The sequence below is a fragment of the Kitasatospora sp. NPDC057542 genome (assembly GCF_042801945.1).
Classification (GTDB): domain Bacteria; phylum Actinomycetota; class Actinomycetes; order Streptomycetales; family Streptomycetaceae; genus Kitasatospora.
The window spans coordinates 1-4,822 of the sequence record NZ_JBHVFE010000593.1 but is presented as its reverse complement, the minus strand read 5'-3'; the positions used below and the strand labels follow the sequence as shown (position 1 = coordinate 4,822).

General features: G+C 70.0%; 3 protein-coding genes. 2 read left to right on the top strand and 1 reads right to left on the bottom strand.

Features of this window, described 5'->3' with window-relative positions; all coding sequences use genetic code 11:
* Positions 1-70: 70 nt before the first annotated feature.
* Positions 71-1,378 (bottom strand): aspartate--tRNA(Asn) ligase, encoded by a 1,308-nt coding sequence (aspS, locus tag ACFU7Y_RS40320; protein ID WP_380771350.1) that lies wholly within the window; start codon positions 1,376-1,378, stop codon positions 71-73.
* A gap of 231 nt (positions 1,379-1,609) precedes the next feature.
* Between aspS and ACFU7Y_RS40315 the strand changes: the two genes are divergently transcribed.
* A complete protein-coding gene (locus tag ACFU7Y_RS40315) occupies positions 1,610-2,191 on the top strand; it encodes a YceI family protein (RefSeq protein ID WP_224277784.1) in 582 nt (193 codons plus the stop codon).
* 241 nt (positions 2,192-2,432) lie between these two features.
* Complete coding sequence (locus ACFU7Y_RS40310) at positions 2,433-4,775, top strand: transglycosylase domain-containing protein (RefSeq protein WP_224277786.1); 2,343 nt, start codon at positions 2,433-2,435, stop codon at positions 4,773-4,775.
* The last annotated feature ends 47 nt before the right edge of the window (positions 4,776-4,822 follow it).

Here is a 4,822-nt window from a genome sequence, read left to right as displayed (position 1 = left end):
GCCCGAGGAGAAGACCTCCTCGGGCGCGGCCCGTTCCGTCTCTTCGGCCGTCCGCCCCTCCGCACGGTTCCTACGGTTCGAGGCGGTGCGGGCCCCGGAAGAGGAACGTGGCCTCACGGATCGACGGCAGGCCCAGGGCGAGCATGAGCAGCCGGCCGAGCCCCAGACCGAACCCGCCGTGCGGCGGGGTGCCGTAGCGGAAGCAGTCGAGGTACCCGGAGAGCGGCCCGGTGTCCATGCCCTTCTCCCGGGCCTGGGCGACGAGGCGGTCGTACCGGTGCTCGCGCTGGGCGCCGGTGGTGATCTCCACGCCCTTCCACAGCAGGTCGAAGGACTCGGTGACGGTCGGGTCGTCCTCGGGCCGCAGGTGGTAGAACGGCCGCACGGCGGCCGGGAAGCGGGTGACGAAGACGAACTCGTGCCCGGTCTCCTCGGCGATCAGACCGCACAGCGCGCGCTCGCCCTCGGGGTCGAGGTCGTCCTTGGCGCCCTCCCGGTCCCAGCCGGTGGCGCGGAGCCCGGCCAGCGCGTCGGCCATCGTGATCCGGGGGAACGGCAGCCCGGGAACCGTCACCGGGGTACCGAAGTGCTCGGCGATCGCCGCACCGTGGCGCTCGGCCACGGCGGCCAGCACCCGGTGCAGCATCCGCTCCTCGAAGGCCATCACGTCCTCGACCCCGTCGATCCAGGCGATCTCGACGTCGACCCCGGTGAACTCGGTGGCGTGCCGCGAGGTGAAGGACGGCTCGGCCCGGAACACCGGCCCGATCTCGAAGACCCGGTCGATGCCGCCCGCGATGGCCATCTGCTTGTAGAACTGCGGGGATTGGGCGAGGAAGGCGGTGCGGCCGAAGTAGCCCACCTCGAACACCTCGGCGCCCGACTCGGAGGCCGTCCCCATCAGCTTCGGCGTGTGCAGCTCGGTGAAGCCCTCCTCGGCCGCCACCTCGCGCATCGCCCGCTCGACGGTCGTCTGGACGTCGAAGACCAGGTGCTGGGAAGGGCGGCGGATGTCGAGGAACCGCCAGTCCAGGCGCTGGTCGATGCCGGTCTTCTCGTCGATCGGCAGCTTGGGCTCGGCCGGCGAGACGACCTCCACGCGGGACGGGACGATCTCCAGGCCACCGAGCTTGACCTGCGGGTTGGCGACCACCTTGCCGGTGATCTTCACGGCGGACTCGACCGTCACGCCCTCGAAGGCGGCCTCGATGGCGTCGCCCTCCCCACCGCGCACGTGGGTGACCTGCACGAGACCGGTGTGGTCCCGGACCAGGACGAACTGGATGCGCCGCTGGAGCCGGAGCGTGTTCACCCACCCGTAGACGGTGACCGTCTCTCCGAGGTGCGAGTGAAGCTCGGCGACGAGGGTGCGCGTCATGACAGGGAACTCCCTGGGGTGCGGGCGCGTTGGTCGCGCCACGTCGACGGGCGGTAAACGGCCGCCCTGGGCGCGTTCACCGTAGAGGATCAAGCTCCGCGCCGTCGCCCGGTTTTCCCGCTGTTCGGAGAGCGGGCGGTGGTGCCGTACGGACGACCGCGCGCCGACTTCGGCCTACGCTGGCTGGAGGGGGGTCTCGGGCACCACCGGCCACCACCTCACGGAGTCGCCATGGCCACCACGAAATGGTTCTTCGAGCCCAGCCACACCGGTGCGGAATTCCGCGCCAGACACATGATGGTCACCTACGTGCGCGGCCAGCTGAAGAACGTGCGCGGCTTCCTGGAGGTGGACCCGGACGCTCCGGAGCAGGCCCGGGTCGAGGCGACCATCGACGCGACCCAGGTGTACACCGGTTCGCCCGAGCGGGACGCGCACCTGCGCAGCGCCGACTTCTTCGACGTCGAGCACCACCCGACCTGGACCTTCGTCGGGTCACGGGTCCACCAGGTGAGCGCGAGCGGCTTCGAGGTCACGGGGCAGCTCACCATCCGCGGCGTGACGCGCCCGGTCACCTTCGACGTGAGCCACCTCGGGCAGTGGGACACCCCGTGGTGGGAGGACGGGCGCGACCTCGGCCCCAGGCGGCGCGCCGGATTCACCGCCGCCACCCGGATCAACCGTCAGGACTTCGGCGTGAGCTGGAACGACGTGGTGGACCGGGGCGGTGCGGTGGTCGGTGACATGGTCGACGTCACGGTCGATGTCGAGGCGGTCCTGGAGAGCGTCCCCGAGACCGGCGGTGCCGCCTGACCGGACGCGCGCAACCTTTCGGCCCGCTCACCGCATCCAAGTGATGGCGGGGCTGCGGGAGGGGAGGGGCGCCACACGCGGGGCGGGCCGAATCCGGTGCAGACCGTCGAATGCATTCGCATTCATTCGGTGCGTATACGACTCACATTATCGGAGCCGGCCCCGAATCCTGTTGCACAGCCGTGACAGCCGCGCACGGAAAACCGTTCGACCGGGGACTTTCGAGGGTTAGCATTCCGGAATGGAATCGAATCTCCCCCAGATACGGAGTTCCTCCGACGACGCGGACCCCCAGCCGTCCCGCAACGCGCCGCTCCGGCTGGCCCGCCTCGGTGGGACCTTCCTGGGGGTGAGTGTCGTGTCCGGCGTGCTGCTGGCAGGTCTCGCCCTGCCCGTCGCCGGCGGCATCGGGCTGACGGCCAAGGGCACCGCGGAGGGGTTCGAGGACGTTCCCTCCGACTTCAAGACCCCGCCGCTCACCCAGGCCACCCAGATCTTCGACGCCAAGGGCGGCCTCATCGCCAAGGTCTACGAGCGCGACCGCACCGTCATCACCGCCGACCAGATGTCACCGTTCATGCGGCAGGCCCAGGTCGACATCGAGGACGCCCGCTTCTACGAGCACGGCGCCGTCGACCTCAAGGGCATCCTCCGCGCGCTCAGCAAGAACGCGGAGAGCGGAACCGCCTCCCAGGGCGCCTCGACGCTGACCCAGCAGTACGTGAAGAACGTCAACGTGGAGCAGGCCGGCGACGACCGGGACGCCGTCCTGGAGGCCCAGCGCAAGACCCTGGGCCGCAAGATCCAGGAGCTCAAGGTCGCCATCAAGCTGGAGGAGGAGCTGCCGAAGGAGCAGATCCTCACCAACTACCTCAACATCACGTACTACGGGAACGGCGCCTACGGCGTGGAGGCCGCCTCCCAGCGCTACTTCGGCAAGACCAACAAGGACCTGACCGTCGCCGAGGCGGCGATGCTCGCCGGGCTGGTGCAGAACCCGTCCCAGTACGACCCGAAGCTGCACCCGCAGGCCGCGCAGAACCGCCGCGACGTGGTGATCGGCAAGATGCTGGAGAACAAGCACATCACCGCCGAACAGGCGCAGGAGGCGAAGGCCGCCCCGCTGGGCCTGAACTTCAAGGCCCCGCAGAACGGCTGCATCACCGCTCAGGCCGGGATGGGCTTCTTCTGCGACTACGTCCGCCACGTGGTCAAGCAGGACCCGGCCTTCGGCCAGGACTCCGCCGAGCGCAAGAAGTTCTGGAACCAGGGCGGTCTGAACATCTACACCACGCTGGACCCGGACAAGCAGGCCGCCGCCCAGAACGCGGTGAGCAACAACGTGCGGGTCACCGACAGCGTCTCCGCCGCCGTCTCCATGGTCGAGCCCGGCACCGGCAAGATCCTCGCCATGGCCCAGACCCGTCCCTACGGCCTGCTGGAGGACAAGAACCAGACCGTCGTCAACCTCAACGTCGACGCGGCGATGGGCGGCGGCAACGGCTTCCAGCCCGGCTCCACGTTCAAGCCGGTCGTCGCGGCCGCGGCACTGGAGGCGGGCGTGCCGGCGACCCAGGAGTACTCGTCCCCGAACAAGCTCGAGTACCCGACGATGAAGACCTGCGAGGGGACCTGGAGGAACGAGGCCCGCCCCAAGACGGTGGTGCCCAACGAATCCGCGAACGAGAAGGGCCCGTACCAGCTGAAGATGGCGATGGCCCTCTCGGTCAACACCTACTTCATCCAGATGGAGCAGGAGATCGGCCTCTGCGCGGTCAAGCAGATGGCCAACAAGCTCGGCATCACCACCAAGGCCAGCGGCAAGCCCCTGGAGGAGGTCCCCGCGATGGCCCTGGGCGTCGAGGAGATGAGCCCGCTGACCATGGCCAACGTCTACGCGACCTTCGCCGCCCAGGGCACCCACTGCGCCCCGATCGCCATCACCAAGATCACCACCGTGGAGGGCAAGGACGTCCCCGTCCCGGCCGGCCACTGCGAGCAGGTGTTCTCCGAGAAGACGGCACGAGCGCTGAACACCGTCCTGAACGGCGTGACCGAGAACAACGGCACCGGCGCGGCGCTCAGCCTGGAGGACAACCGGCAGATCGCCGGCAAGACCGGCACCTCGGACCACAAGAGGGCCGCCTGGTTCAACGGCTACACCCCGCAACTCGCCACCGCCGTCTGGCTCGGCGGCCCCAAGGGCGGCGTCGAGATGCGCGACATCACCATCAACGGGAAGTACCGCGCCGAGGTGTTCGGCGCCGACGGCCCCGGACCGATCTGGCGGGACGCCATGAACCAGGCCCTGCGCGGCACACCCAAGCAGTCCCTGCCGATGGCCGACATCCCCGACGCGGCGCCGCCCAAGACCGACCCGGGCACCACCGGGGCCCCCACCGGCCCGACGACTCCCGCCGGCCCGGCGAACACCACCGACCCGTCGACCCCGGCCGGCCCGGCGAACACCACCGGCCCGACGACCCCGGCCGGCCCGACGAAGACCACCGGCCCGACGACCCCGGCCGGCCCGACGAAGACCACCGGCCCGACGACCACCACCCAGCCCGACCAACAGCACTGACCGCACCCGCCTCGCAGCACGTCGCCCCGCCGAGCACCAGCTCGGCG

Coding starts and splice junctions, on each gene's coding strand:
- aspS (WP_380771350.1), bottom strand. CDS start 1,378: ATGACGCGCACCCTCGTCGCCGAGCTTCACTCGCACCTCGGAGAGACG.
- ACFU7Y_RS40315 (WP_224277784.1), top strand. CDS start 1,610: ATGGCCACCACGAAATGGTTCTTCGAGCCCAGCCACACCGGTGCGGAA.
- ACFU7Y_RS40310 (WP_224277786.1), top strand. CDS start 2,433: ATGGAATCGAATCTCCCCCAGATACGGAGTTCCTCCGACGACGCGGAC.